The sequence below is a fragment of the Verrucomicrobium sp. BvORR034 genome (assembly GCF_000739635.1).
GTDB lineage: Bacteria > Verrucomicrobiota > Verrucomicrobiia > Verrucomicrobiales > Verrucomicrobiaceae > Verrucomicrobium.
In genome coordinates this window covers 1-24,568 of the sequence record NZ_BATQ01000161.1, presented here as the reverse complement: position 1 = coordinate 24,568, position 24,568 = coordinate 1, and the positions used below count along the sequence as shown (strand labels likewise).

Genomic DNA, 24,568 nt, shown 5'->3' with positions numbered 1-24,568 from the left:
TCCCGCATGCGGGACGGTACTCCAACCCCGGCGCGCACCTGCACTGGTAAGGCAGGCCATGCACCGCCCTGTTCGTGCTTTACCAACTCTTCGTGCCTTTGTGCCTTCGTGTGAGGAAATATCTTCTCCGCTCCGGCGACTGATGCCGATTGCCAAGCGGCGGCACAGCAGATTAACAATCTGCGCTACGCTATAGCCTCAACCAGCAACGCGTCTCAACGTGCCGCTTGCGGCACATCTCAACTTTTTGCCCGCACTTGCTCCGCGCTGGTAAGCGTCATCACGCTCCCGTCCTCGCGCTGCACCACCAGATGCCCCTCCGCATTCAGCGTGGCGGCTACGCCGCGGACTTCCGCGCCGTCCACCATGGCGGTGAGTTTCTTCCCCAGCAGCCAGCTGCGTTGCCGGACTTCATCGACCACCTGCGGATAGTGCTCGTCATACCGGGACAGCAGATGATCCAGGTGCTTTAGCAGGGAGATGACCACGGTGTTCCGATCCAACGGCGTGGGGCTGCCCAGGGCCAAGCGCATGGAGGTGGCCTGCTGGCTGAGCTCGGGCGGATAGGTTGTGGTGTTCACATTCAATCCGATGCCCAGCACCATGTAGGCGCTGCCGCCGCCGGTGAAGGTCTCGGCCAGGATGCCGGCCACCTTCCGGTCGTTGAGATACACATCATTCGGCCACTTGATGGCCGGCTGCAGGTTGGTGTGGAACGACTCGATGGCCCGGCAGATGGCCAGCGCGGCGAAGGTGGTGGTACGGGGCCAGAGGTCCATCTTCACCTCAGGACGCAGCAACACGGAGAGCAGCAGATCCTGCCCGGGAGGGGAGCTCCAGCGGTTCTCCCGGCGTCCGCGGCCGGCAGTTTGTTCCTCGGCCAGCACCACCAGCCCGTGTGGATACCCGGCGCTGCCCAGATCCCGCACATGATCGCTCGTGGAGGCCAGAGTTTCATGAACCTGCACCTCCGTGCCCAGAGCATGCCCGGCCATCGCCGTCGTCAGACGGCGGGGCTGCAGGGCGGTGTACTCCGGAGCAAGCGACACAGGGCAATCAACATTTAACAATGAACTCCTAACTCCTCACTTTGAACCCAAATGCTTTTCAATCGCCTTCACCAGCCCGGGGATGCTGTGCTCCTTGGCCTCGATGTCGATCCGCACGCCGTGCTTGCGCAGGGTGTCAGACGTGATGGGGCCGATGCTGGCCACCTTGATGCCCTCTGGCAGCGGCACCTTGAGTTCAAGGAAATGCTCCACGGTGGAGCTGCTGGTGAAGGTGATGACATCCGCACCCTCTTCCTTGAACTGGGTGATGGACTCATGATCGGCGTCCTCCGGCACGGTACGGTAGGCGATGGCCTCGTCCAGGATCGCGCCCATGCCCACGAGCTCATTGCCCAGGACCTCGCGGGTGCTCTCTGCCTTCACCCAGAGCACGGTCTGGTTCTCCACGCTCTGTTCCTTGAAGGCCTTGATCAGCCCTTCGGCCACAAACTTCTCCGGCATGAGGTCCACCGCCAGGTGGTAGGCCTTCACGCGCTCTGCGGTGCCGGGCCCGATGGCCGCGATCTTGGCCGCGCCGATGCTGCGGGCGTCATCGTAGAGCTTGTAGAACATTTCAAAGAACCGGTCCACGCCGTTCGGGCTGGTGAAGACGATCCACTCATACGTGTGGGAATCCATCACCAGCTGGCCAAAGGCCTTCAGGTCCTGCGGGGGCTCGATCTTGATGGTGGGGATCTCCAGCACGCTCGCGCCCAGCTGGCCGAGCTGCTTGGTCAGGCCGCCCGCCTGCTGGCGCGTGCGGGTGACTACGATGCGCTTGCCAAAGAGCGGCCGTTTCTCGAACCAGTTCAGCTTGTCGCGCTCCAGCACCACGGTGCCGATCACGCACACGGCCGGTGCCTTGAACCCGGTCTCCTGCACAATGCCGGCGATGGTCTCCAGCGTGCCCTCGATGGTGCGCTGGCGGCCGGTGGTGGCCCAGCGGGTGAGCGCGATCGGGGTGTTCGGCTTGGCGCCGTTCTCGATGAGCTTCTTCGTGATCTCCTCGATCCGCTCCACGCCCATGAGCATCACCTTCGTGCCGTCGGCCTGTGCGATCTTCGCGTAGTCCAGCGAGCTCTCCTGCTTGGTGGGGTCCTCATGGCCCGTGAAAATGGTGAGTTGGGAACAATGCGAGCGATGCGTGACCGGGATGCCCGCGTAGGCCGGACCAGCGATGGCGGAGGTGATGCCGGGCACGATTTCAAATGCGATGCCTGCGTCCACCAGCTCGCCTGCTTCCTCCGCCCCGCGGCCGAAGAGCACGGGATCGCCGCCCTTCAGACGGGTGACGATCTTGCCCGCGCGGGCCTTCTCCACGATGAGCTTGTTGATGCCCTCCTGCGTGAGCGTGTGGTCCTTGGCCTTCTTCCCCACGTAGATCTTCTCTGCATCCGGCCGGGCATAGCGGAGGAATTCCACGTTGCTCAGGTAGTCATACACCACCACGTCTGCCAGCTCGATGCATTCCTTCCCGCGGATCGTGAGCAGGCCCGGATCACCGGGGCCAGCGCCCACGAGGTAACAGATGCCGGTGGAGGAGGACTTGGAGGCAGCAGGCATGATCGATGAAAGAGGGAGACAGCAGGAAATAACGGGAGCGGAATCGGAATCGAAAACGGAAAAGCGAAACGAACAGACAGGTCAGAGTGAGGTGACCAGGGCGGCCACTTCCGCCGCCAGACCTTTCGGCGAGTGGTAGGGCTCCGTGGAGGTCACCTCCTTGGGCGGACGGCTCGGATCGGTCTCGTCAAAGACGCGCACCTTCATCTGCAGCACGCCGTTCTCGAGGAATGTGTGCGCGCCGATGGGCGTCTGGCAGCCAGCCTTGAGGATGTGGAGGAACTCCCGCTCTGCGGTGACGCGGGCGTAGGTTTCCTCGTGGTTGATCGCCTTCAGGAATTCCAGGGTGTGGGCGTCATCCACGCGGGCCTCGATGCCGATGGCCCCCTGGCCGGCGGCGGGGAGGAACTCCTCACAGTCGAGGATCACCGCATGGAGCGGCTGGCCATCCACCACCACGTGCTCGCCATCCAGCAGGGACAGGCGCTCCAGCCCGGCGCGGGCCAGCAGGATGGCGTCCAGATCAGAGGGGACGAAGAGCTTGCGGATGCGCGTGGGCACATTCCCGCGGATCTCCACACACTCCACCCCCGGGTTCAGCCACTGGAGCTGGCGGATGCGGCGCACGCTGCTGGTGCCCACCTTGGCCCCGGCAGGCAGGGTCGCCAGGGTGTAGCCCTCGCGGGAGATGAGCACGTCCTCGATGGGGGCGCGGGGCAGCACCCCGGCGATGAAAAACTTCGCGTCCAGCACCGTGGGCACGTCCTTCAGGCTGTGCACGGCGATGTCGATCTCCCCACTGGCGAGGGCAATCTCGAGCTCCTTCGTGAAGATGCCCTTGTCCAGGCGGTCGCCATCGGTGAACTCGGAGAAACGCAGGTCCGGGCGCTTGTCGCCTGTGGTGGCGATGACCTTGCGCTCCACGCGCAGGTAGGGGTGGGCGGCGTGCAGAGCGGCCTCGACCATCTCCGCCTGGCGGAGGGCGAGTTCACTGCCGCGGGTGCCCAGTCGGAGAGTGTCGGTGAATTGGGAGATCAAGGCGGGCGAAGGGGAAAACGGGTTACGAATTGCGGGGCGTGAGCGGGAGGACGGGATTGTCATCCTCCTCGCGCTGGAGGGTGGCCCCGGAGGCGGAATCTTCTTGATAGCCGAACTTGCGCAACTGCTCTTCGATGATTTCCTCGCACAGCGCGAGGGCGCGCTCGCGTTCGCGGCGGCCTTCATCGGCGATGGCCTGGAGCGCGTCCACATCGTAGAGGTACACCTCGGGGATCTCGTTCACGCGCGGGTCCACATCGCGCGGCACGGCGATGTCGATGATGAGCAGGGAGTGGCCGTGGCGCTTCCGCATCACGGGCTCGATGAGCTCCGGCTTCACCACAAAGTGCGGCGCGCTGGTGCTGCTGATGATGATGTCGGCATCGTGGAGGGCACCCTCCCATTCATCGAACCGCAGGGCCTGGCCGCCCATTTCCTTGGCCAGTTCCACCGCGCGGTCGTAGGACCGGTTGGAGATGAAGATGCTCTTCGCCCCGCGGGAGAGCAGGCTCTGGGCGCAGGTGCGGCTCATCTCCCCGGCGCCGATCAGGAGCACGCGGCACTGGCGCAGGTCAAAGATCTTCTCCGCCAGATCCACCGCCACGCTGCCCACGGAGGTGGAGCCGCGCTGGATGTTGGTACCGTTGCGCACCTGCTTGCCCACGCTGAAGGCGCGCTGGAAGAGCTTGTTGAGCGTGCGGCCCGTGGCCCCGGCCTTGAGCGCCACATTGTAGGCCGCCTTCACCTGGCCAAAGATTTCCGTCTCGCCCAGCACCATGGAGTCCAGGCCGCTCACCACGCGGAAGAGGTGCCGCGCGGCATCGGCGTGGCTCAGCTTGTACGTGGTGAGCGCCTCCCGCTGGGCGGGGTTGAGCTGGAAGTGGTTCACCAGATAGTCATGCAGAACCGCCAGCCCCTGCTCAGGGCTGTTGTGATCGCATGAGGTGAAGATCTCCACCCGGTTGCAGGTGGAGATGACCGTGCTCTCCTCAAAGCCTGGCAGGCTCTTGATCTGCTGCGCCGCCTCCGGCTGCTTGCTCTCGGCAAAGGCCAGCCGCTCACGCAACTCGATGGGAGTCGTGCGATGGTTCAGGCCGAGGCAGAGAAGCATGGAGGGAGGGAAAAGGGGGGCGGAGTCGGAGTCGAAGTGGGGTGGGGAAAGGGAGGCAGTGGGGGAGGCGGGGCGTAAAAGAACGGGCGGAATGGGGCGGGCTATCGGCCGATCACCACCCAGAGGGAAAGAAAGGGGACCATGAAGCCCAGCACGGAGAGCCAGGCCGTGTGGCGGGCAGAGAGCGTGTGCCGCCACATCAGCAGCAGGATCACAGTGTACAGGCCCAGGATGCTCCAGGAGATGGTCATCTTCACCGTGCTGATGGGCAGGTGGATCTTGAACGTGGAGATCATGGCCACCGCCAGCAGCAGCACGCCCAGCGCGACCATGCGCATGATGGCCCGTGAGAGGTGGTGAATGGGCGGGAGCTGGCGGAACAGGGCGTGAATGTGGTGCTTCTTCAGCAGATGATCCTGCAGGAGGAACATCACCCCCGTGATGCAGGCCAGGGCGAAGGCGGCGTAGGCGATCATCGCCAGCGGGGCGTGCAGATGCTCCCATACAGACATCTTTACGTGCTTCACGGAGCCCGGGTTGTCCGGCATGAAGAGCGCCAGCGTCTGCAGGATGGCGATCAAGGGGGCGGTGAAGAGCCCCAGGAGGGAGAGGCGGTAGGTGGCCCCCACCAGGAAATACAGGAGCACAATGCACCAGCCGATGAAGATGAAGACCTCAAACTGGCTCGTCAGCGGGCACCGGGCGTGCATCTCCCCCCGCAGGTAGAGGAAGGCGCACTGGAAGAGGAAGCCCACCGCCATGGGGAGGAACTGCCACTTGTTCTCCTGCCAGCGTCCAGCCCGCAGGGCGGTGATCGCATGCACCACGCCCGCCATGAAGGCGACGGTGGAGAGGATCAGGAGCAGGCGGGTGAGTTCCATGGGATTGGAAATGTGGACCAAACAGCGGGGGATGTCGAGCGCGGGGCGGGCTTTCCGGAGAGGAAGTGGCCCTTCCAGGCCCGGTCAGGCCCGCTGTCTGCTCTCCTTATTCTACGTGCTTGCCCTTGGCCCTCGCGCATGCACTTTGGCCCGCCCCTTCTGCCCCACCATGAACGAAGACTCCCTCCTCCGCCTCCAGACTGCCATTCGCGATGTGCCGGACTTCCCCCAGGCCGGGGTGCTTTTTAAGGACATCACCCCTGTCTTGGCCGATGCCGAGCTCCTGAAGCTGGCGGTGGACGCCATGGTGGAGGCCACGGCGGAGTGGGGCACGGTGGACAAGGTAGTGGGCATCGACGCCCGCGGTTTCATCTTTGGGGCCATGCTGGCCGCCCGCCTGGGCTGCGGCTTCGTCCCCGCCCGGAAGCGGGGCAAGCTCCCCTGGAGGACTCGCGGCGTGGACTACGCGCTGGAGTACGGCACCGCCTCGCTCGAGATGCATGAGGATGCCCTCCTGCCCGGCGAGAAGGTGGTGCTGGCAGATGACCTGCTGGCCACCGGTGGCACTGCCGGCGCAGCGCTGGAACTGGTGCAGGCCATGGGGGCCACGCTGCTGGGCTCCCTGTTTTTTATTGAGCTGGCCTTCCTGAGCGGGCGGGAAAAGATCGACCGCTTCGGGCCCGTGAAGTCTGTGCTCGCCTTCTGACCCCCTTACCCTTCAGACTTCGCCAGCGTAATATTTCCTCAGCCGACACATGCCCCAGCTCATCAAGAAGCTCTCCACCCGCGCCCGGGAAGCCCTCGCCAACACGACCGGCAAGTCCAGGTCCAACACGGAGGTGCTCCGGGCCTTCAAGAGGTTCCGCAAGGTGGAGGAGGCCCGGCTGCGCATGCTGCACCGGGCCGGCGGCAGTGGCATGGAGATCTGCCGCATGCGCTCGGATCTCATCGATGCCGTGCTGAAGCACCTCTGGCATGAGATGCTGCTCGGGGCAGATGCCAGCCTGCTGGCGAAGACGAAGATCAGTCTCGTGGCCACCGGCGGCTACGGCCGCCGCCAGATGAACCCGGGCAGTGATGTGGACGTGCTCTTCCTCCTCTCGGGCAACAGCACGCAAACACCCACCGGGCTGGCGCAGCTCGTTTCCTCCTTCCTCACCATGCTCTGGGACTCGGGGTTCAAGGTGGGGGACTCCTCCACCCGCAGCGTGGGGGAGACCATCAAGCAGGCGAATGGCGACAATCAGGTGAAGACCGCCCTCATTGAGGCGCGGCTCGTCTCCGGCGATCCGGAGCCTTTTGCCGAGCTGGAGCAGCGCTTTGACAAGGAGTGCATGGACGGGCGCGACATCGAGTTCCTCCAGATGCGGCAGAAGGACCTGGCCGAACGCCACGCGAAGCATGAGGACACCGCCTCCGTGCAGGAGCCCAATGTGAAGAACGGCTGCGGTGGTCTGCGCGACTACCACAACGCCCTCTGGATGTCCTACGCCAAGTATCGCACGATCGACCTCAAGGAGATCGTGAAGAAGGCGGAGTTCCCCAACACCTCGCTCAAGGACATGGAGCGCGCCTATGACTTCATCCTCCGCGTCCGCACGGAGATGCACTACATTGAGAAGCGCGAGAGCGATGTGCTCACGCTGCGCCTCCAGGGCATCGTGGCCACGAATCTGGGCTACCGCCAGAAGAAGATCCTCAACCGCATCGAGGTCTTCATGCGGGACTACTACATGCACAGCAGCAACATGCTGCACCGATGCAGTGAGCTGATGGACCGCTACCACCTTCAGGCCGTGGAGAATGGGAAGCCCAGCCTCGTGGCCCGCCTGCTGCGCAAGACCGTGCCCAAGGTGGAGAAGTTCGACGGCTTCGTGGCCAAGAATGACCGCCTCTATGCCGAGCACCCAAAGGTCTTCGTGGAGGATCCGCCGCGGCTCATGCGCCTCTTTGTGCACACCCAGCAGCGCCACCTGCGCCTGAGCCCGGAGTTGTTTCATCTGGTCCAGCAGAGCTGGGCACTCATCAACATCACCTTCCGCTACAACAAGGCGGTGCGGGAGAGCTTTGAGGCCATCCTCAACCAGCGCGGGGATGTGTCCCGCGTGCTCCGCCAGATGCACCGCGTGGGCTTCCTCGGCCGGTACATGCCGGAGTTCGGCGCGCTCACCTGCCTGGTGCAGCATGAGTTCTTCCACCGCTACACGGCGGATGAGCACACCCTGCGCACCATCGAGAAGATGGATGAGCTGGCCGATGCCACCCCGCAGAAGGGCATGGAGCTCTACAAGCGCCTCTTCCGCGAGATGCAGGAGCCCTACATCATGTACATGGCCCTGCTCCTGCATGACTCCGGCCGTGCTCTCAATACGAACACCCACACGGATGCCAGCGCCGAGCTGGCCAACCGCGTGTGCCGCCGCCTTCAAATCAAGGGCTCCCGCCGCCAGTTGCTCATGTTCCTGGTGGACCACCACCTCACGCTCTACCGCACGGCCACCACGAAGAACCTGGACGACCCCAAGGTGGTCTCCGAGTTCGCTGGCATCATGCGCAACAAGCAGAACCTGGATGCCCTGCTCGTCATGACCCTGGCCGACTCCCGCGGCACCAGTGACAAGAGCTGGAACTCCTGGAAGGAGAGCCTCATCCTCCACCTGTACCACAACACGGTTCGATACCTCAACGATCCCTCCGACTTCATCAGCAGCATCACCGCCCCGCTGGAGGAGCTCCAGGGGGAGGTGCGCAAGAAGCTGGACTCCTACTACGAGCGCGAGATCGCCGCGCACTTCCAGCACATGCCGCGGAGTTATTTCAACTTCCGCAGTCCGGACATCATCGCCTTCCACATTGAGGCCTTCCGCGGCTTCTTCCGCACCGTGGCCAAGGGGACCTCGCAGGAGGACCTCCTCCCCGGCCTCACCTGGGTGGAGCACCCCGAGCAGGGCTGCAGCGAGCTCATCGTCGTCTGCTGGGACCGCCACCTCCTCCTCGCCCGTATCGCCGGCGCCCTCGCCGCCCAGAACATCAACATTCTGAGCGCCGATCTCTACCAGCGCAGTGACGACGTCGTGCTGGACGTCTTCCGCGTCTGCCGCACCGACTTCTCCCCGGTCACCAACGAGCGCACCAAGGCCCGCGTGGAGTCCAGCGTGAAGAGCTCCTTTGAGACTGGTGAGTTCGACTTCAGCCAGGCCATTCAGGAAAACCGCCGCTCTCTGAAAGGGCTGGAAGACGTCGCCGCCGAGGTGCCGCAGCGCGTGTACATCAACAACGACCTCACCACCGACTACAACGTCGTCGAGATCCAGGCCCTGGACCGCATCGGTCTTCTGTATGACATCTTCATGGCCATCGGCCAGCTCGGCCTGAACATCTGCCACGCCCGCATCAACACCGAAAAAGGCGTCGCTCTGGATGCCATCTACATCCAGGACAAAGCCGAGCAGAAAGTGACTGACAAAGACGTGCTCAAAGAATTGCAGTCGCAGCTCGAAGAAGCCGTGTTTTCCTTCGGGCGGCAGAACAGCAGCGGCATGCTCGCGCTACGCCGGTAATTCGGTAATTCGGTAAAACAGTAATTCAGTAGAACGGTAATCCAGTAAACCGGAAGAGCAGGGGAGGGCACGCGACGTTGCCTTCCTTCGACATCGCTGGCCAGGAGCGCGAGCTTCACACGCCGCGCTCCCAACATCTGGCGACGAAGTCGCTGTGGAGTGCGTGCGGGAACCGCCGCTTTCGCACCCCTTGTGATATCCTTTAACCCAATCGCCCCGCCAGCGCCCCTGATCCCCAGTTTGCTGTCTTCCTCACCTGCATCCCCATCCGCACTCGCCCCTGCCTTCCACCCCTTGACCAACAAGGTAACATCTAACGGAGAAACTTCTCTGCGCAGAACATGAAACTCCAGGCACCCATCCCTCTATTCCGCATCTTCGATCATCAGCTTGCGCGGTCCTTTTACCTGGACTGGCTGGGATTCAAGCTCGACTGGGAGCACCAGTTCAGCCCCACCTCTCCGCGCTATCTCCAGGTCTCCCGCGACGAGCTGGTACTGCATCTCACAGAGCACTACGGCGACTGCACCCCCGGCTCGAAGATCTTGGTGCACCTTGACGACGTGACGGCTCTTCATGCAGAGCTCGCCACCCGCCCGAACCCCAACATGAACCCCGGCATCGAAACCGCCCCCTGGGGGGCCAAGGTCCTGGAAGTCATCGACCCGTTCGGGAACCGCATCTGCTTCAATCAGACGGTGGAGGGTTGAGCAGAGAGAGGCTTGGAAACTCCACCCAGCCTGCCTACGCACTCATCAGCTCCATCTCCTCCCCCTCTGCCTCATCACCCCCAAAGCTGGTCGTAGTTGTCGACGTGAGGAGGCACTAATCTCCTCGTCTATCACGCCGCGGCAAAAGACAGGCCCAAGAGTCCAAGGCCCCCAATAGAACACTCGGAAGCAGGGCGCAGCACAACCGAACGCCCCTCGCGCTATCCCCGCCGCAGACGCTTCAGCTAGTGCCTCCTCACGTCGACAACTACAACCGCCACTGTCTCCGTTGCGGCAGAGGTCATAACCTATCCGGCCCCTGTCACCGCCGTCGGCCTGTGCGCTCCCGCGTCTCTCCACCCCGCACGCGTCTCCACCTTGCTCTCAGGTCTTCTGTCTTCTGTCTTAAAGTCTTGTGTCTCCCGCGCAGCGGGTCACCCCATGCCCTTCCGACACATCCGGCACCTCCACCTTCCCCGCTAGTTTCTCAATCACACTCGCGGGCACCGGATCCTTCCTCCCGGCATTCCGCTTCAGCACGACCCGCAGATCGTCCTCCAGATAAACGATCTCAATCCACGCGCCATACCCGGCAAACAAATCCACCCAGCGTTTCCTCAAGCTCACGGTCAGATTGGTCGCGTTAAACGCAAAGTCCTCCCCGGCACGCAGATGCTGACGGCAACGCTCCCGCGCCTCTTGAATGACGCGTCCTTGGTTGTCGGTGGCATCCACATTCAGATCCTCCCGGACAGCGTCCAGGGACACCACCGGCAGCTCCGGGCGGTTCCGCGCCAACCAGGTGTCTTTGCCCACGCCGGGCAGGCCGCTCATCATGATGACCCGGCATTTGTAATGCTCATGCGGCACATGGTGCAGATCGCCCACGGCCTCCCGAAAATACAGAAACCGCGCCTGCGCATTGGCAAAGGGATACGGCCCGTCATAGCACCCGTGCTCCACCGCCACATCACGCCAGAGGTTCAGCATCTCCTCGGTCCGCACGGTCCCATCCGCATCGCGACCTCGGGTGTCTGCCAGGGCAAAGAGGTGCAGCAGCCGGTTCTTCACCAGACAAGACAAGCGGATCACCTCCTGCTCGGGGTGCGCCTTCTCCAGGAGATACGGTGGCCGACCGTGATAGCGCACCAGCCGCACGATCTCCTCGCGCAACTCCAGCGGACATCTCAGCTCCGCCAGCACTCCCCGCGCCAGACTGGCTCCGACAATCGAATGCCTCAGCGACCGCAACCGCCCCGTCTCTGGATCCAGTGCGGTGGTGGCCGGTTTGCCCGAGTCATGCAACAAGGCGGTGAAGAGCAACTTGAGCTGGTCCTCACGATTTAGCTCCTCGTACCCTTCCAGCTTCTCCACCTCCGCGCACACCATCAAGGTGTGAGTCCACACATCCCCCTCCGCATGCCAGATCGCATCCTGCTGGCACGCCCGCATGGCATCCGCCCACGCACTCTCCGCCGCCCAGCGGATGATCTCCTCATTGGAGCCTTTCAAAATATCCTGCCAGCTTCTCATCGCGCGAACCCCCCCATTCCTAATTCGTCATTCCTCATTTCACTACACCCAGATATCCGCCCCGTCCGCCAGCTCATTCGGCACCATCACCTGATGCTGCCAGTGCGTGCTTTCCTTGATCTTTTCCACAAACTCCGGTCGCACGATCTTCGCCCGACCGGTCACGACACCCTCGGCCTCGGTCCGCAGATACAGACCCTCCATGCGATGATCCACACCACCCGCGCCAGGATGCACAAACTCCGCCTCAAAGGCAGAGACCCCAATCAGCTCCTGCAACTTCTCCTGTGTGGCAGCTCCTTCATGCAGCACCGGCACCGTCGGAATGCCCGTCCCCTCCAGCAGTTCCAGCCGTCGCTCCAGGGAGAGGAAGTGCCCGGCCTCTTTGTCATAGATGTCGAACTCAAAGAGATAATGCGGCAGACCGCGATAATGCACGCTGTGTCGCGCATAGAGCCACTCGCCAAAGAGGATGTACTGGTCCGCCAGCATGGCTTCCAGCACCGGGCGCTTCACGGCGGTCCATTGCTTGAAGAGGTCATACTGCGGATGCATGCCCTCCGTGATCTCATGACCGCGACACTGCAAAAACAGCCTCCCGTTGGAAAGGAAGTGAATGCCCACATTGGTGCCGTCCAGCTTCTCTTCCACAATGAGCGACGGGTCTTTGACAAACGCCTCCGAGGCCTTGGGCCCCAGGTGCTTGTCATCGTCCGTGCCCTTGGAGCCAAAGAGATGCGGCGTGCGGGGGTACTTGATGAAGTTGTCGCGTGAGGCTCCCATGGGGGGTGGGGGAGTGAAGGTGGAACTTTACCTGAGAAGGAAAGGAGGTGGGAGTTTTTCACGTCCGGCACATCTGCAGAGGGGCTTCCGAGACGTATCGGGCGGGGGCGGAGGATCCTCGTGAACTCACTCACACTCAACTGCGCCTTTTTGCAGGGGACCTGTTAAAAATCGCAGGTGTGTCATCCACGTCTTGCTGGCATTTAGCTGACCTTTTGTGTTGGATGCAGAGCATGTCGGAAATGGACACCGCGTTTTACCTTGTCACCCGGACGCTTGAGCTGAGCCCGGAGGGCGATGATCAGGTGTTGGTGGAGTTGTTGCTGGTGCCGGAGGCGGCCACCTTTGGCAACCGGGCACGGCGTGCCCGCAGCGAGTTGCTGGATCTGGCAGAGGAAATCCTCAGCAAACATCCGCTGGATGAACTCAACCGTCGCCTGGTAAGGAGCGAGCCCGCTCTGGCCAAGGTCGAGCTCACTGTGGAGCCCGCGCGGCGCAGCGAGGCCTGGCGGGACGGCATCGCCGTGACCCTGGAAGCCATTGTCTGGGATCAGGGGGGGCATGCGGTCGCCACGGTGCCCGCCTTGAATATCGCCGTCATCGCGCCGGATCGTGAACGTCTGCCTGAAATGCTGGCAGATCATGTGCTCCTGGCCATCAAGCGGGAAGGCTTCAACCGGGATCTGCTGGAGCTTGCCCGGCTGGAGCGCGGCACGCTGGAGCTCACCCGCCTGCACTGGACGCCCAATCTGGGCACGGCCAAGGAGCGCTGGAAACAACGCAACAAAGAGCCGGGGAAGGAAGACGCGCTTGCACAGCTCTGCACCCGCATGGAGGGCATCTTCCAGCCGAGGGTGTTCGAGGTGCAGGCCCAGGTGGCCCAGCTGGCGCGGCTCCTGAATCTGGAGAACAAGCCCAGCATCCTGCTGGTAGGCCCTTCCGGCGTGGGCAAGACCGCGCTGGTGCAGAAGCTGGCTGCGGACCGTGGAGATCACGGGCTGGGGCAGCGCGAGTTTCATCGTACCAGCGGGGCGCGTCTCATCGCCGGGGCCTGCGGGTTTGGCCAGTGGCAGTTGCGTTGTCGGGAGCTGCTCCTGCGCGCCCGGGAGCTGGGGGCGGTGCTGCACCTCGGCAGTCTGTTTGAGCTGCTCAATGTGGGCCAGAGCAGCGCAGGAAATGAGAGCATCGCCTCCTTCATCCGGCCGTACCTGGTGCGGCGGGAGGTGCAGGTCATCGCAGAGTGCACGCCGGAACAGCTCAGCGTGGTGGAACGTATCGATCCCCGCCTGGGCGATGCCTTCCGTATCATGAAGGTGGAGGAGCCCACACCGGAGCGGGCCGATGCCATCCTGCTCGCGGCCTCCGTGGCCATGGCGGGTGACCGCGCCCGCTTCACTCGACCCGCCCTGCATCGCGTGGCGGCCCTGCACCGCCGGTTCATGGGCTATGCCGCCTTCCCTGGCGCCCCGCTGCGCTTCATGCGGCGTCTGCATGAGAAGTCTGCGACCGACATCCTCGTGGAGGAGGCAGAGGTCTATGACGCCTTCACCAAGGAGACCGGCATGTCCCGCCGTCTGCTGGATCCCGCGCTGCCGCTGGATCTGGATGCCGCCCGGCAGTGGTTCGAGGAAAGGGTGCAGGGCCAGCCGGACGCCGTGACGGCCGTGGTGGCCATGATCGCCCGGCTCAAGGCGGGCCTCTCCCGGCCCGGACGCCCGCTCATGTCCCTGCTCTTCACCGGGCCCACGGGCACGGGCAAGACAGAGATGGCCAAGGCCCTGGCGGAGTTCCTCTTTCAAGCAGCCGACCGCATGATCCGGCTGGACATGAGCGAGTACAACCACCCCTGGAGCGCCCAGCGTCTGGTGAGCGGCAGCCAGGATGGTCGTGAGGGCCTGCTCACCGCGGCCGTGCGGGATCAGCCCTTCAACGTGCTGCTGCTGGATGAGTTCGAGAAGGCGGACCCCGCAGTGTTTGACCTGCTGCTCCAGGTGCTGGGTGAGGCCCGTCTTACGGATGCGGCCGGTCGCACCGCTGACTTCAGCAACTGTGTAATCATTATGACCTCGAACCTCGGTGCCCGGGAGTTCTCCCGCGGGCGGCTCGGCTTTCAGCAGGACGGGGAGACGTGGCGGAACGCCGTGGAACACTTTACCTCCGCGGTGCAGGCCGTGCTGCGCCCGGAGATGTTCAACCGCATCGATTCCATCGTGCCCTACCGCCCGCTTTCTGAGGAGGTGGTGGAGTCCTTGACCCGCAGGGAGCTGGCGGCGATTACCCAGCGTCCCGGCCTCGCGGGGCGCAAGCTGCGTCTGGAGGTCGCGGAGCCACTCATTCAGCATCTGGCCCGGGAAGGGTATGATCCCCGCTATGGGGCGCGTCCGCTCAAGCGACGCATTGCCCAGGAGTTGCTGGCTCCGCTCTCGGCAGACTTGCCCGTCACTCTGGCACCGAAGAGCTTGGTAAAGGCGGAGCTGGGAGCGGATGGCAAAGTGAAGTTTCAGTTCACCAAGCCGCTCCAACAGGCGGAGCATCTCTCCGGCATCCAGATCCTGCAAGACAGGCTCGAGTACGTGGTGCGCATCCGGGAGGCTCTGGCCCGGCTGCGCATCTGCACCATGATGAATGCCTTGAGCGGCAACCTCCGCGTGCTGGAAGCCCGTCGTCGTCGGCTCCAGCTGAAGAGCCGCCGTCGTGGCGGAGAGGCCTGGGTGGCGCATGATCCGCGCTTTGAGGCGCTCAAGGAATGCGTCGCCACGGTCGAAGCGGCCCATCAGACGCAGACCGCGCATGAGGAAGCCTTGATCCTGGCCCTGCATCACGCTCGCCCTACCGATGCGCCAGCGCACGATCCCATCAAGCAGCATGATGTGGAGGAGATGGCACTGACGGCGCTGGAGATCTTCCAGCCGCCGCCCCAAACGCTGGTGCTGGAGTTTCGTGGACAACCAGGCGCATCGCTGTTGGACTTCGTCCGCGTGTATCGCGCCCTCGCCCTGGCTGCAGGGGGCAAGGTTCAGGTGGGTTACTTTGCCAGGGAGGTGCCGCTTCGCCAGCGCGATGCCAGCGGCCTCAGGGTCTTTGCCGATGTCGATGAGAAGGACGTGCTTTGCGACTCCCTCTCCAAGGCGGATGGCGACAAGCTGAGTGCCATCGTGCTTTGGGTGACCGGGGGCCGCGCTCCCATCTACCTCAAAGGGGCGGGAGGGTTGCATCTCTCCCGCAAGAGCCGCCTGCCGGGCGACCAGGACAATGCCAAGGGTAACTCCGCGAACCTGGGGCTGCCACCGGACTGGACCTGCCGGATTTCCGTGTACGTGCCGGAGCTCCCGGTGAAACAACTCAAGGACTTCCACCTCGCCCTGGATGGCCTGGTCGGCCAGCCGGAACTGGAGAGCGGTGTGATCCGCCGCCAGTACGATCCCGTGAAACAGATCGTGAAGGACGGCCCCAGCGGCGAGCGCGAGAGTGGCAAGCTGGATCCCGACTGGCTGCTGAGGGCGGCGCGTCAGCAACTGTTGAGGGAGGCACTTTCATGAACCGCAAGCTTTCCATCCCCGTGTATGTGGACCACCACCGCGAGCCGGGCGGGCAGGCGCGCTTCCGCGTGAGGCCGCTGCTGCCGCCCCTGTGTGGCCAATGGGGGGAGGCAGATCCCCAGGAGGACCGTGCGCTGAAGCGTCTGGAAGACCGCCTGCAACGTCATCTGGCGGAGCTCGTGACCGGGCCGGATCATCGCTCCCTGCTCACCTGGAGCTTCAGCCCGGAGGTAACGGGCCACTCTGTGCGCTTGCGCCTTGAACTCCGCCGTCACTCGTATGAGGCGCAGTTCTTCGTGGCCGTGTTTGATTCCGCCGACCGCCGTCTGGCCGTCCTGCCACGCGGAGAGGGGCTCACCTTCCTTTGGCCGCCGGGCACCCGGCTGGAGGATGCGTTGCAGAGGGTGCTCACCGAGCACTTCCGCAAGCTGGAGAAGGAATCGGACGAGGTGGTGGATCTGGAGCCCTGGAGTTCCGGGAGCCAACCACATGTCTCCCATGTCAACGTCGTGGTGCCCGGCAATCAGCGGGTGGTTGCGGAGAAGACCGGTCACGTGGCCCTGGGGCAGGAAGAGCCCATGGACGGGCAGAAGGAACTCTATCGCGTAGGACGCAGTCTGGATCGCCAGTATCCGCAGGAGTTGCAGCGGGCCCTGCTGCGGGAGACGGAACTCACGGAACTCGCCGGTTGGTTCAGCCGCAAGACGGCGCATGTGCCCATGGTGGTGCTGGTAGGCCCACCCAAGGTGGGCAAGACCGCCCTCATCCATGAGTGCGTGCGCCGGATCATCGAGTCTCCGAAGGTGTCGCGTCGGGGCCAGTTCTGGCAGGTCTCGCCGCAGCGCGTCATCAGCGGCATGTCCTACCTCGGCCAGTGGGAGGAGCGCTGGACGGTCATGCTCGCGGAGCTGCGGAAGCGCCGGCATGTGCTGGTGCTGGATGATCTGCCCGGCCTCTTTGAGGCGGGGAAAAGCTCCGGCAGCGAGCTCACCCTGGGCCATGTGCTGAAGGCCCGGCAGGAGCATGAGCCGGTGGCCGTGCTGGCGGAGGCCACGCCAGAGGTCTGGGCGCGTCTGCGCGAGATGGACCGCGCGTTTGCCAGCATGTTCCATGTCATGCACGTGCGGGAGACGGATGATGAAACAACGCTCCGCATCCTGGTGCGCACCCTGCAGGCCATGCCGCCGGGGGCGAGGACGCGGTTCACCCTGGGCGTGGTGCCGCTGGTCATGCAGTTGCAGCAGCGCTTTGCCCGGGCACGGGCTTTCCCCGGCAAGGCGGTGGAGATGGTGCACGCGCTGGCGCAGGGCCTGAAAGATGCGGGTGAAAGATTGGTGGACGGACCGGCCGTGCTGGAGTGGTTCGCCAGCCGTCACGGCATCCGTAAGAAAATGCTGGATGCGGGGGAGTCGCTCTCCAGAGCCCGACTGCGGGGTGCCTTCAGTCAGCGGATTGTGGGTCAAGAGCCAGCCATTGCTGCCATGGTGGACACCGTCCTCACGGCAAAGGCTGAGCTGCAGGATGCCCACCGCCCCATGGGGACACTGCTCTTCCTCGGCCCTACGGGCACGGGCAAGACGGAGTGTGCCCGTGCACTGGCGCAGTTCGTCTTTGGCAGTGAGGAGAAGATGCTCCGGTTTGACCTCAATGAGTACTCCGGTGCCGATGCCGCGCTGCGGCTCATTGGTGGTGCAGGGCGGGGTGGTCTGCTCACCTCCCGTGTACGGCGGCAGCCCTTCAGCCTGCTGCTGTTTGACGAGGTGGAAAAGGCCCACCCGGATGTGCTGGACCTGCTCCTCCAGGTGCTGGGTGAGGGGCGGCTGACGGATGCCCAGGGGCAGACGGCGGACTTCTGCAACTGCATCATCATTCTTACATCGAACCTTGGTGCGGGCGCTGGCAGCAGAAGTGTGGGATTTGCGGCGACAGAGGAGGTTGCAGGCGGTGAGCACTACATTGAAGCGGCCCGCAAACATTTCCGACCTGAGTTCTTCAACCGGCTGGACCGTATTGTACCCTTCCACGAGCTGCGGAAAGGGGACATCGTGTATCTCGCCAGAACCATGGCAGAGAGGGCGCTCAACCGGCAGGGCTTGCAGGACCGGCACGTGGATGTGCGCTTGGAAGATGATGTTGTGAAGGCGCTGGCAGACCGTGGGTTTGACCTCGCATTCGGGGCGCGCGCTTTGCGCCGGGCAGTGGAGACCTGTCTGGTGGAACCGCTGGCGGAGAAGTTGCTGGGAATGCCGGGGGATCGTGCGGCTCGATTCCAGGTGACAGTTGATCCAGAAGGGCGGCTTCAGTTTCACCTTCACACCGTCAAGCAGGTTGATGTCCGATTGCCGTTTCCGGTGGAAGTGCCTGATGAGGTGCTCTGGGAAGACCTCTCGCGTGCCCATGCCGTGCTGGATGCTGCGACTGATCGACTGGATGCCTGGGAGTTCGATGAACCTAGCGACGATGTGGGGCCCATGAAGGCCTGGTACTACCATCTACGCGGCGAGATCAGTCGCCTCCGCTTTGGGCTGGAGCGTTGTGAAGACTTCCTGGAGGGGGAGGAAAAAGCGAGAAGGCATGCCATGGCGGCACGCTCGAGCAATCCGCATCCGCCCCGGCGTCGCGACGTGCTGCACGTGCTGCCGGAAGAGGTGCTTGTAACTCTCCTGGATGACCTGATGGCCGAGCGCCTCGCCTCGCATGCGATTGAGGATGTCCTGGGGAGGGCTCGTCCGATGGATGAAATCCGTGGGCGAATCTTGCGCTTGCTCTGGCGCACCCGGTATCTGTACAGCGTGTGTGAGCCCGACTTTGTGGAACCCCAGGAGTGGGTGTTGAGGCTGGACTCCCCCATTGGTTATCCCGTGATGTACTCGCATCGGCCTTGCTGGGCCCAGCATGCCTTTGGGGATTACGGTGAGATTGACCCCGATATTGATAGGGCAAAAGTGACCGCCCACGGCGCATCAGATTTGATCCGATCGCAGAGTGGCACCTTTGCCAGAATTTCTCCGCGTGGACTGAGCTCGATCTCCACGCACGTTTCTTCTTGGGAAGGGCCTATGTTGCAGGCTGATCCGTCGATCATTGAGAAGCTGGAACTGGACGCCATGCTTGTCGATCTACGCACTGGCCTCGTTGCCCACAAGTACTCCCTTGACGACGGCGCGATGGACTTCGCCTACGTCTATGGCCTGCCGATCGAAGAGGTGGAAAACGCATAACCCCTGATTTCCCATGCCCAAATCCCAACGTCATCCTGTGGTCCTCTGGCAGACCGGCGAGCGCGCCTGGAGTGGTCGTCTTCTTAATGACTCGGCCACCGACGGCACGGCCAGCGGCGTCTCGACGGCGGATGTGCTGCGCCAGCTCAAGGAGTACCTCACCGCGGTGGACCGGGATGGAATGCTTTGGCTGATTGCTCCAGATTTCTTCGAACCCAGCCTCCGTACGATCAAGGTCGCGGCCGTGCCTGAGTACGAGTTCTTCGTGGCCGGGAATGAGCAGCGGAAGCGCACCCTCCCCTGTGAGGAGCCCGTGCAGCTCCGTCTGCCCTGTGTGGTGGGCCGGCGGGAGAGCGGCCTGGTTTGCGCCCTGCTGCCCACTCTGGATGTGCAGTTCGAGCTGCCCGGGGGAGATCGGATCGAGGAAATGGCACTGCACTACGCGAGGCAGGCACTTAAGGGGCAGAACCCCGCCTCGCTGTTGCGCTACCTGCCTCCCATGGACTGCCGGCTGGAGGAGATCGTGTATTCCCCCTGGCAGAAGAAGGACAGCGTCCGCGTGGAGCCTCCGGAGCACCTCGGCAAGGTGGCGGAGCATGTGGGCTCGCCCGCGATCCGCCGCCATGTGCGCACCTGGGAGCGGGAGGCGGATGTCGCCCGTGTTCAGGCAAGGCTGGATCTGAGCAAGGGCAGCACCCTGCTGGTGGGTGGCCCGGGCAGCGGCAAAACCGCCGTGCTGGTGGATGCGGCGCGGAAGGTGGAACGCGAGCTCGGACTGGGCCCGGGGGAAGCCCGCTCCCAGCGCTTCTGGATCTCCAGCGGAGCCCGCCTCATCGCCGGGCAGCGCTGGCTGGGCCAGTGGCAGGAGCAGCTGGAAAAGGTGATCGCAGAGCTGCGTAGCCTGGATGGCGTGCTCTGTCTGGAGAGTCTCCGGGAGCTGTTGCGTCTCGGTGGCTCCAGCCCGGGCAGCAGTCTCGCTGCTTTCCTCGTACCCTATCTGCAAACGGGCGAGCTGCGCGTGGTGGTGGAGGCGACCCCTGAGGAGGTGGAATCCTGCGAGCGGGTACTGCCCGCTTTTCTGGATGCCCTGGGCGTCGTGCGCCTGGAGCCTCTGGACGAGGCGCAGCAGGCCCGCATTCTGGACCAGGCCGCCCGCTCATTCTCCGACCAGACGCAGCTCGACTTCGCTCCTGATGCCGCCCGCGAGGCAGGACGGCTCTGCCGGCGCTTCCAGCCCTATGCCGGATTTCCCGGCACTCCGCTGGGCCTCATGCATGAGGCGCTCAACCGCGCTCGCGAAGCCGGGGAGCCGGCCGTCGGGCTCACCGCCATGCGCCAGCTTTTCGCCACCACCACCGGCCTGCCGGGGTGGCTGCTGGATGAGCGGCAGACGATGGATGCCGCAGCGTTGGAGCAGTGGTTTAACGGTCAGGTCGTGGCCCAGTCGCGGGCGGTGCAGTCGGTTTGCCGCACCCTCACCAAGTTCAAGGCCGGTCTCAATGACCCGCATCGCCCCCTGGCCGTGCTGCTCTTCACCGGCCCCACCGGCACCGGGAAGACCCAGCTCGCCAAGACGCTGGGTGATTACCTCTATCCCAACCGGAAGCCCGCCGACCGCATGGTGCGGCTGGACATGAGCGAATACGCCGGCCACGATGCCGCCCGCCGCCTGCTGGGGGAGCCCAACGGCGAACCGTCCGACCTGGTCAAACGCATGCGGCAGAACCCCTTCACCGTGCTCCTGCTGGACGAGGTGGAGAAAGCCTCGCCCGAGGTCTTCGACACCCTCATGAACGTCTTCGACGAAGGCCGCCTCACCGACACCCTGGGGCGCACCACCTGGTTCCGCAGCACCGTCATCATTATGACATCGAACCTCGGCACCCGGAAAGGCGGCTCCCTCGGCTTCACCCCGGGCGATGCCGGAGCCTCCGCCCGAGTCGATCCCGCCGCTGCCGCCCAGTTCTTCCGACCCGAGTTCTTCAACCGGCTGGATGAGGTGGTGGTGTTTGATCCCCTCGACCGCGATGCTGTCAAAGCCATCGCCCTGCGCGAGGTCGCCAGCCTGGAAGAACGCGAAGGCCTCCGCGACCGCGGCATCAAGCTCCAGGTCAGCCCCGCCCTCCTGGACAAAGTCTGCGAACAAGGCTTCGATCCCATCTACGGCGCCCGCCCCCTCCAGCGTCGGTTGGAAGAACTCATCGTCACCCCCGTAGCCCGTTGGCTCGTCGCCCATCCTGGGGTGAGGGAGGTGACGCTGGTGGCTGATTGGGAACTGGAGAGCGGAGGCACCGGTGCGTCAGTGCGTCAGAAGGCAGTGCGTCAAGGTGTTGACTCCTGAATGGCCACGCGAGCCCGCAGCCGGGTGGGATTACCGAATTTAGTCCAATGCCGTCAGGGGAAATTCGCAACCATTCATGCATCTCACTGGTAGCGAGCGCTTTGCAATGTGTCGATATGTCGCGGTTTGGGAATTTTTCCGCCAACAAAATGCACAACAGGTGAAATGGTCGGCAATTTATGGCTGCAATTCCCTTGAAATCCGGTTCGAGGATCAAATTTGAGTTCATTGCAAGTCAACGCAGACGTTAAAACTGGCCTTGAGGACGTCGAATCGTTCGTCCCAGCACTTCAATTTTCTAAAAGCAAGGGCGTCCTATACCTGGGCACCCGTTATGTCACTGCTTCCATATAGAAAGCTTTATGTTAGGATGGTTTGCGTATCATATTGAAATAGAGTGACTTGCTTTGTGGGGGGTTATTTTCCCTGATGGCATTGTGCTTTAGTCCAACTAGGCGGACTCGCGGCCGATTTCGGCATTTTTGGGCCTGTTATCAAGCTGCAACCCTTGATTTTGCGAGGGTCCGATTCCAAATCGGCTTGTAGTGCAGACCTTGGTGGTTGCGCACCTGCTTTGCTGGCTAACTTCTTGGGCCATCATGTTTCTGCGTTCCACCAAACGGCTCAAGGATGGCAAAGTGCACCTCTACTGGAGCATCGTCGAGAACCGGCGCATCAATCCCCGGCAGGTGGTCCAACGGCACGTCCTTTATCTGGGTGAACTCAATGGCCGTCAGGAAGTCTCCTGGCGCAAGACGGTCGAACTCTTCGGCAAAGACCAAATCGCTCCTCAACAGGTGGCCCTCTTTACCGAAGATCATGCTCCCGAGCAGGTCGGTGTTGATGAGTTGCCCATTGTGCGTCTGGGCCTTGCCGCCATGCGTCTGGAGCGGCCCCGGCAATGGGGGGCCTGCCTGCTCTGGGAGCAGTTGCTCCTGGCCGACTTCTGGCGGCAACGCTTGCCGCCCAGTCGTGAGGGCACCCGCTGGGATCTGGTGCTCCACCGGCTCATCGAACCGGGCAGCGAATGGCGGCTGCACCGCCACTGGTTTGACCAGACGGCCATTGCCGATCTCCTGGGCGCGGACTTCGCCCTGGCCGAGATCCACCGCCTCTACGAGTGCCATGACAAGATCCTGGCCCACAAGCGCGCCTTGTTTGATCATCTCACCCAGCGCTGGCGCGACCTGTTTGGAGCCCGTTATGAGGTGCTGCTGTATGATCTGACCACCACCTATTTTGAAAGCAACCCGCCGGACAACCCCACCGGTCTGCGCCCCTTTGGTTACAGCCGCGACAAGCGCAGCGACTGTGTGCAGGTGGTCATTGCCCTCATCGTCACCCCCGCAGGCTTCCCTCTGGCCTATCAGGTGCTGCCGGGCAACACCACCGACAAGAGCACCCTCAAGAGCTTCCTGGCCAGGATCGAAGACCAGTACGGCAAGGCCCAGCGCGTCTGGGTCATGGACCGGGGCATCCGACTGAAGAGACCCTTGAACAGATGCGTCAAAGCACCCCGCCAGTGAGTTATCTGGTGGGCACACCCAAAGGACGCTTGAGCACGCTCGAAGAGTCGCTGGCCCAGCAACCCTGGCAGCAGGCCCGCCCCCAGGTGCGAGTCAAACTGCTGCCGCATGAAGGGGAGACTTATGTGCTGGCCCAAAGCCAGGACCGGGTGGCAAAAGAACGCTCGATGCGCCGACGTCGGCTGCGCAAGTATCTGGATGCCCTGGAAGGGTTGCGCCAGCGCAAGCGTCCCCTGCACCGTGATGAGATGTACGAAGCGTTGGGTGCAGCCAAAAAGGAGGCGGGGCGGGATGCGCGCTTTGTCAAAGTCAGCATGCAGTTGCAGCCCGCAACAGGCAAAGACCAGGGCAAGGGCAAGGGCCGGCAGCGGGCGACTCTGAGCTGGGAGCTGGACCGCAAGGTGTTGCGTGAAGGATGGCGGCGGGAGGGGCGCTACCTGCTGTGCACCAATCTGACGGAGACTGATCCCGCGAAGCTCTGGGAGTATTACCTGCAACTGGTGGAGGTGGAGCAGGCGTTCAAGGAGCTCAAACACGATCTGGGGATCCGGCCGGTGCACCACCAACTGGACCATCGCATTGAAGCGCACCTCTTCGTGTCGTTCCTGGCGTACTGCCTGCAGGTGACGCTCAAGGCGCGCTTGAGGCTGACGGCCAGCGGGCTGACACCGCGAAGTGTGCTGGAGAAGTTTGCAACGGTGCAGATGCTCGATGTGCACCTGCCCACAACCGATGGAAGGGAGGTGGTGATGAGCCGCCACACGCAGCCTTCAAAGGATCTGCAACTGCTGCTCGACCAGCTCAAGATCACGCTGCCTGAACAGGCCCCGCCCAAAAGCACTGGTTGAAGCAGACCCCGGAAGGTTGCGAAGTGGTGGAAGATGTAGTGAAGACTTTTGGAGCCCAATGTCGCAAAATCAAGGGCTGGAGGATCATCAACCCCGGCAATCCGCCAAGTCGGGTTAGTCGGCTCAGTCGAAGCTTTTCCTCGAAGAGGATAGGGCTACAAACCCAACGTTGACGAGCTTCCAGCGAGTCAACGTTGGGTGGGTGAGGGTAGAGAGATTACTCCGAAGGAGTTTTGGCGGTTTTTCTGCGGCGACTGCCAGGGTTTCTTGGCAGACACTGGCCGAAACGTTTACAGGTTTCGCAGACTTTGATGCTCCATGAGCGAGAAGTGGAAAGCTTGGCACTTCGAAGGTGACGTATCAATGTGGCCTGTCTTTTTGGAGGACCGGATACCACCATTCGAGGTAGGCGTAGTGAGATTCCTGAACGGAGAGAGGCAGGTGGCCGATCACCCTCATCACAGGCGAATAGAAATCGGTCAGGGTGGATTCGTTGGAAGCGGGCAACCATCCTCTAAGCAGGCATCCAAGTATCGGCCCTCCACTGAATGGATAAGCCATCAGCAGAGTCAGGCTGATGATGGGGATCCAAAACAGGGATTGATGCGTGCTGCTATGGTGACATGCTCCTTGGTTCTGATCAGGGCCTTGATCGTGAGGTGGCATGTGGCAATCTGGTCTCGTGGTCGGGGAAATGTCAATGGGCAGCCGGAATTTTGGAATTGGCACGTTCTCGACATCGCCCCAACAGAGAATGCAGGTGCTTTCCTGAATGCCAGTTCGCGTTGGCTTGCCAACGACTCCGTAGCAGCTGCTTGTAGTTCAAACTTTAGATACCATGGGGTTGGGCGCATCGCAGCCGAGC

General features: G+C 63.0%; 13 protein-coding genes and 1 pseudogene. 7 read left to right on the top strand and 7 right to left on the bottom strand.

Translation table 11 applies throughout. The features are described 5' to 3' along the window. Nucleotides 1–239 precede the first annotated feature (239 nt). The 5 genes from BV034_RS28100 to ccsA all read right to left on the bottom strand — a co-directional run bounded on the left by BV034_RS28100 (nucleotide 240) and on the right by ccsA (nucleotide 5,642). A complete protein-coding gene (locus BV034_RS28100) occupies nucleotides 240–1,049 on the bottom strand; it encodes a biotin--[acetyl-CoA-carboxylase] ligase (protein ID WP_050030272.1) in 810 nt (269 codons plus the stop codon). A 36-nt stretch (nucleotides 1,050–1,085) separates the two neighbouring features. Continuing rightward, a complete protein-coding gene (gene cobA, locus BV034_RS28095) occupies nucleotides 1,086–2,612 on the bottom strand; it encodes a uroporphyrinogen-III C-methyltransferase (protein ID WP_050030271.1) in 1,527 nt (508 codons plus the stop codon). Nucleotides 2,613–2,693: 81 nt separating this feature from the next. Further along, nucleotides 2,694–3,650 (bottom strand): hydroxymethylbilane synthase, encoded by a 957-nt coding sequence (gene hemC, locus BV034_RS28090; RefSeq protein WP_050030270.1) that lies wholly within the window; start codon nucleotides 3,648–3,650, stop codon nucleotides 2,694–2,696. Between the two features lie 22 nt (nucleotides 3,651–3,672). Next, nucleotides 3,673–4,761 (bottom strand): glutamyl-tRNA reductase, encoded by a 1,089-nt coding sequence (hemA, locus tag BV034_RS28085; RefSeq protein WP_050030269.1) that lies wholly within the window; start codon nucleotides 4,759–4,761, stop codon nucleotides 3,673–3,675. Between the two features lie 101 nt (nucleotides 4,762–4,862). Then, nucleotides 4,863–5,642 (bottom strand): cytochrome c biogenesis protein CcsA, encoded by a 780-nt coding sequence (ccsA, locus tag BV034_RS28080; protein WP_050030268.1) that lies wholly within the window; start codon nucleotides 5,640–5,642, stop codon nucleotides 4,863–4,865. A 169-nt stretch (nucleotides 5,643–5,811) separates the two neighbouring features. On the opposite strand from ccsA, the gene BV034_RS28075 reads away from it, so the two are divergent. The 3 genes from BV034_RS28075 (at nucleotide 5,812) to BV034_RS28065 (ending at nucleotide 9,912) form a co-directional block, all read left to right on the top strand. Beyond that, the gene (locus BV034_RS28075) at nucleotides 5,812–6,348 is read left to right on the top strand and encodes an adenine phosphoribosyltransferase (protein ID WP_050030267.1); all 537 of its coding nucleotides are present in this window, start codon (nucleotides 5,812–5,814) and stop codon (nucleotides 6,346–6,348) included. Between the two features lie 49 nt (nucleotides 6,349–6,397). Beyond that, nucleotides 6,398–9,202 carry a [protein-PII] uridylyltransferase gene (glnD, locus tag BV034_RS28070; protein ID WP_050030266.1) on the top strand — a complete coding sequence of 935 codons (2,805 nt, stop codon included), beginning with the start codon at nucleotides 6,398–6,400 and terminating at the stop codon, nucleotides 9,200–9,202. A gap of 341 nt (nucleotides 9,203–9,543) precedes the next feature. Continuing rightward, entirely contained in the window at nucleotides 9,544–9,912 is a 369-nt protein-coding gene (locus BV034_RS28065; RefSeq protein ID WP_050030265.1) for a glyoxalase superfamily protein, read from the top strand. A 405-nt stretch (nucleotides 9,913–10,317) separates the two neighbouring features. Here BV034_RS28065 and BV034_RS28060 read toward each other — a convergent pair whose 3' ends face one another. Together BV034_RS28060 and BV034_RS28055 are read right to left on the bottom strand one after the other, a co-directional pair. Beyond that, entirely contained in the window at nucleotides 10,318–11,445 is a 1,128-nt protein-coding gene (locus BV034_RS28060; RefSeq protein WP_050030264.1) for an AAA family ATPase, read from the bottom strand. Between the two features lie 42 nt (nucleotides 11,446–11,487). Beyond that, nucleotides 11,488–12,228: an RNA ligase family protein gene (locus tag BV034_RS28055; RefSeq protein WP_050030263.1), complete on the bottom strand. Its 741-nt coding sequence runs from the start codon at nucleotides 12,226–12,228 to the stop codon at nucleotides 11,488–11,490. Between the two features lie 233 nt (nucleotides 12,229–12,461). Here BV034_RS28055 and BV034_RS28050 point away from each other — a divergent pair, with 233 nt between their 5' ends. The 4 genes and pseudogenes from BV034_RS28050 (at nucleotide 12,462) to BV034_RS28035 (ending at nucleotide 23,703) form a co-directional block, all read left to right on the top strand. After that, nucleotides 12,462–15,767: an AAA family ATPase gene (locus BV034_RS28050; RefSeq protein WP_265593556.1), complete on the top strand. Its 3,306-nt coding sequence runs from the start codon at nucleotides 12,462–12,464 to the stop codon at nucleotides 15,765–15,767. Further along, complete coding sequence (locus BV034_RS28045) at nucleotides 15,764–18,988, top strand: AAA family ATPase (protein WP_050030261.1); 3,225 nt, start codon at nucleotides 15,764–15,766, stop codon at nucleotides 18,986–18,988. Before BV034_RS28050 ends, BV034_RS28045 begins: the two co-directional genes overlap by 4 nt. Nucleotides 18,989–19,001: 13 nt before the next feature. Then, nucleotides 19,002–21,329, top strand: coding sequence for an AAA family ATPase (locus BV034_RS28040; protein ID WP_050030260.1), 2,328 nt, complete (start codon nucleotides 19,002–19,004; stop codon nucleotides 21,327–21,329). 545 nt (nucleotides 21,330–21,874) lie between these two features. Beyond that, nucleotides 21,875–23,703, top strand: a pseudogene (locus BV034_RS28035) (IS1634 family transposase). The last annotated feature ends 865 nt before the right edge of the window (nucleotides 23,704–24,568 follow it).

Excerpts from the sequence above, each read along its gene's own strand:
- cobA (WP_050030271.1), bottom strand. The coding sequence starts at position 2,612 with ATGCCTGCTGCCTCCAAGTCCTCCTCCACCGGCATCTGTTACCTCGTG.
- hemA (WP_050030269.1), bottom strand. The coding sequence starts at position 4,761 with ATGCTTCTCTGCCTCGGCCTGAACCATCGCACGACTCCCATCGAGTTG.
- ccsA (WP_050030268.1), bottom strand. The coding sequence starts at position 5,642 with ATGGAACTCACCCGCCTGCTCCTGATCCTCTCCACCGTCGCCTTCATG.
- BV034_RS28075 (WP_050030267.1), top strand. The coding sequence starts at position 5,812 with ATGAACGAAGACTCCCTCCTCCGCCTCCAGACTGCCATTCGCGATGTG.
- glnD (WP_050030266.1), top strand. The coding sequence starts at position 6,398 with ATGCCCCAGCTCATCAAGAAGCTCTCCACCCGCGCCCGGGAAGCCCTC.
- BV034_RS28065 (WP_050030265.1), top strand. The coding sequence starts at position 9,544 with ATGAAACTCCAGGCACCCATCCCTCTATTCCGCATCTTCGATCATCAG.
- BV034_RS28060 (WP_050030264.1), bottom strand. The coding sequence starts at position 11,445 with ATGAGAAGCTGGCAGGATATTTTGAAAGGCTCCAATGAGGAGATCATC.
- BV034_RS28055 (WP_050030263.1), bottom strand. The coding sequence starts at position 12,228 with ATGGGAGCCTCACGCGACAACTTCATCAAGTACCCCCGCACGCCGCAT.
- BV034_RS28050 (WP_265593556.1), top strand. The coding sequence starts at position 12,462 with ATGTCGGAAATGGACACCGCGTTTTACCTTGTCACCCGGACGCTTGAG.
- BV034_RS28045 (WP_050030261.1), top strand. The coding sequence starts at position 15,764 with ATGAACCGCAAGCTTTCCATCCCCGTGTATGTGGACCACCACCGCGAG.
- BV034_RS28040 (WP_050030260.1), top strand. The coding sequence starts at position 19,002 with ATGCCCAAATCCCAACGTCATCCTGTGGTCCTCTGGCAGACCGGCGAG.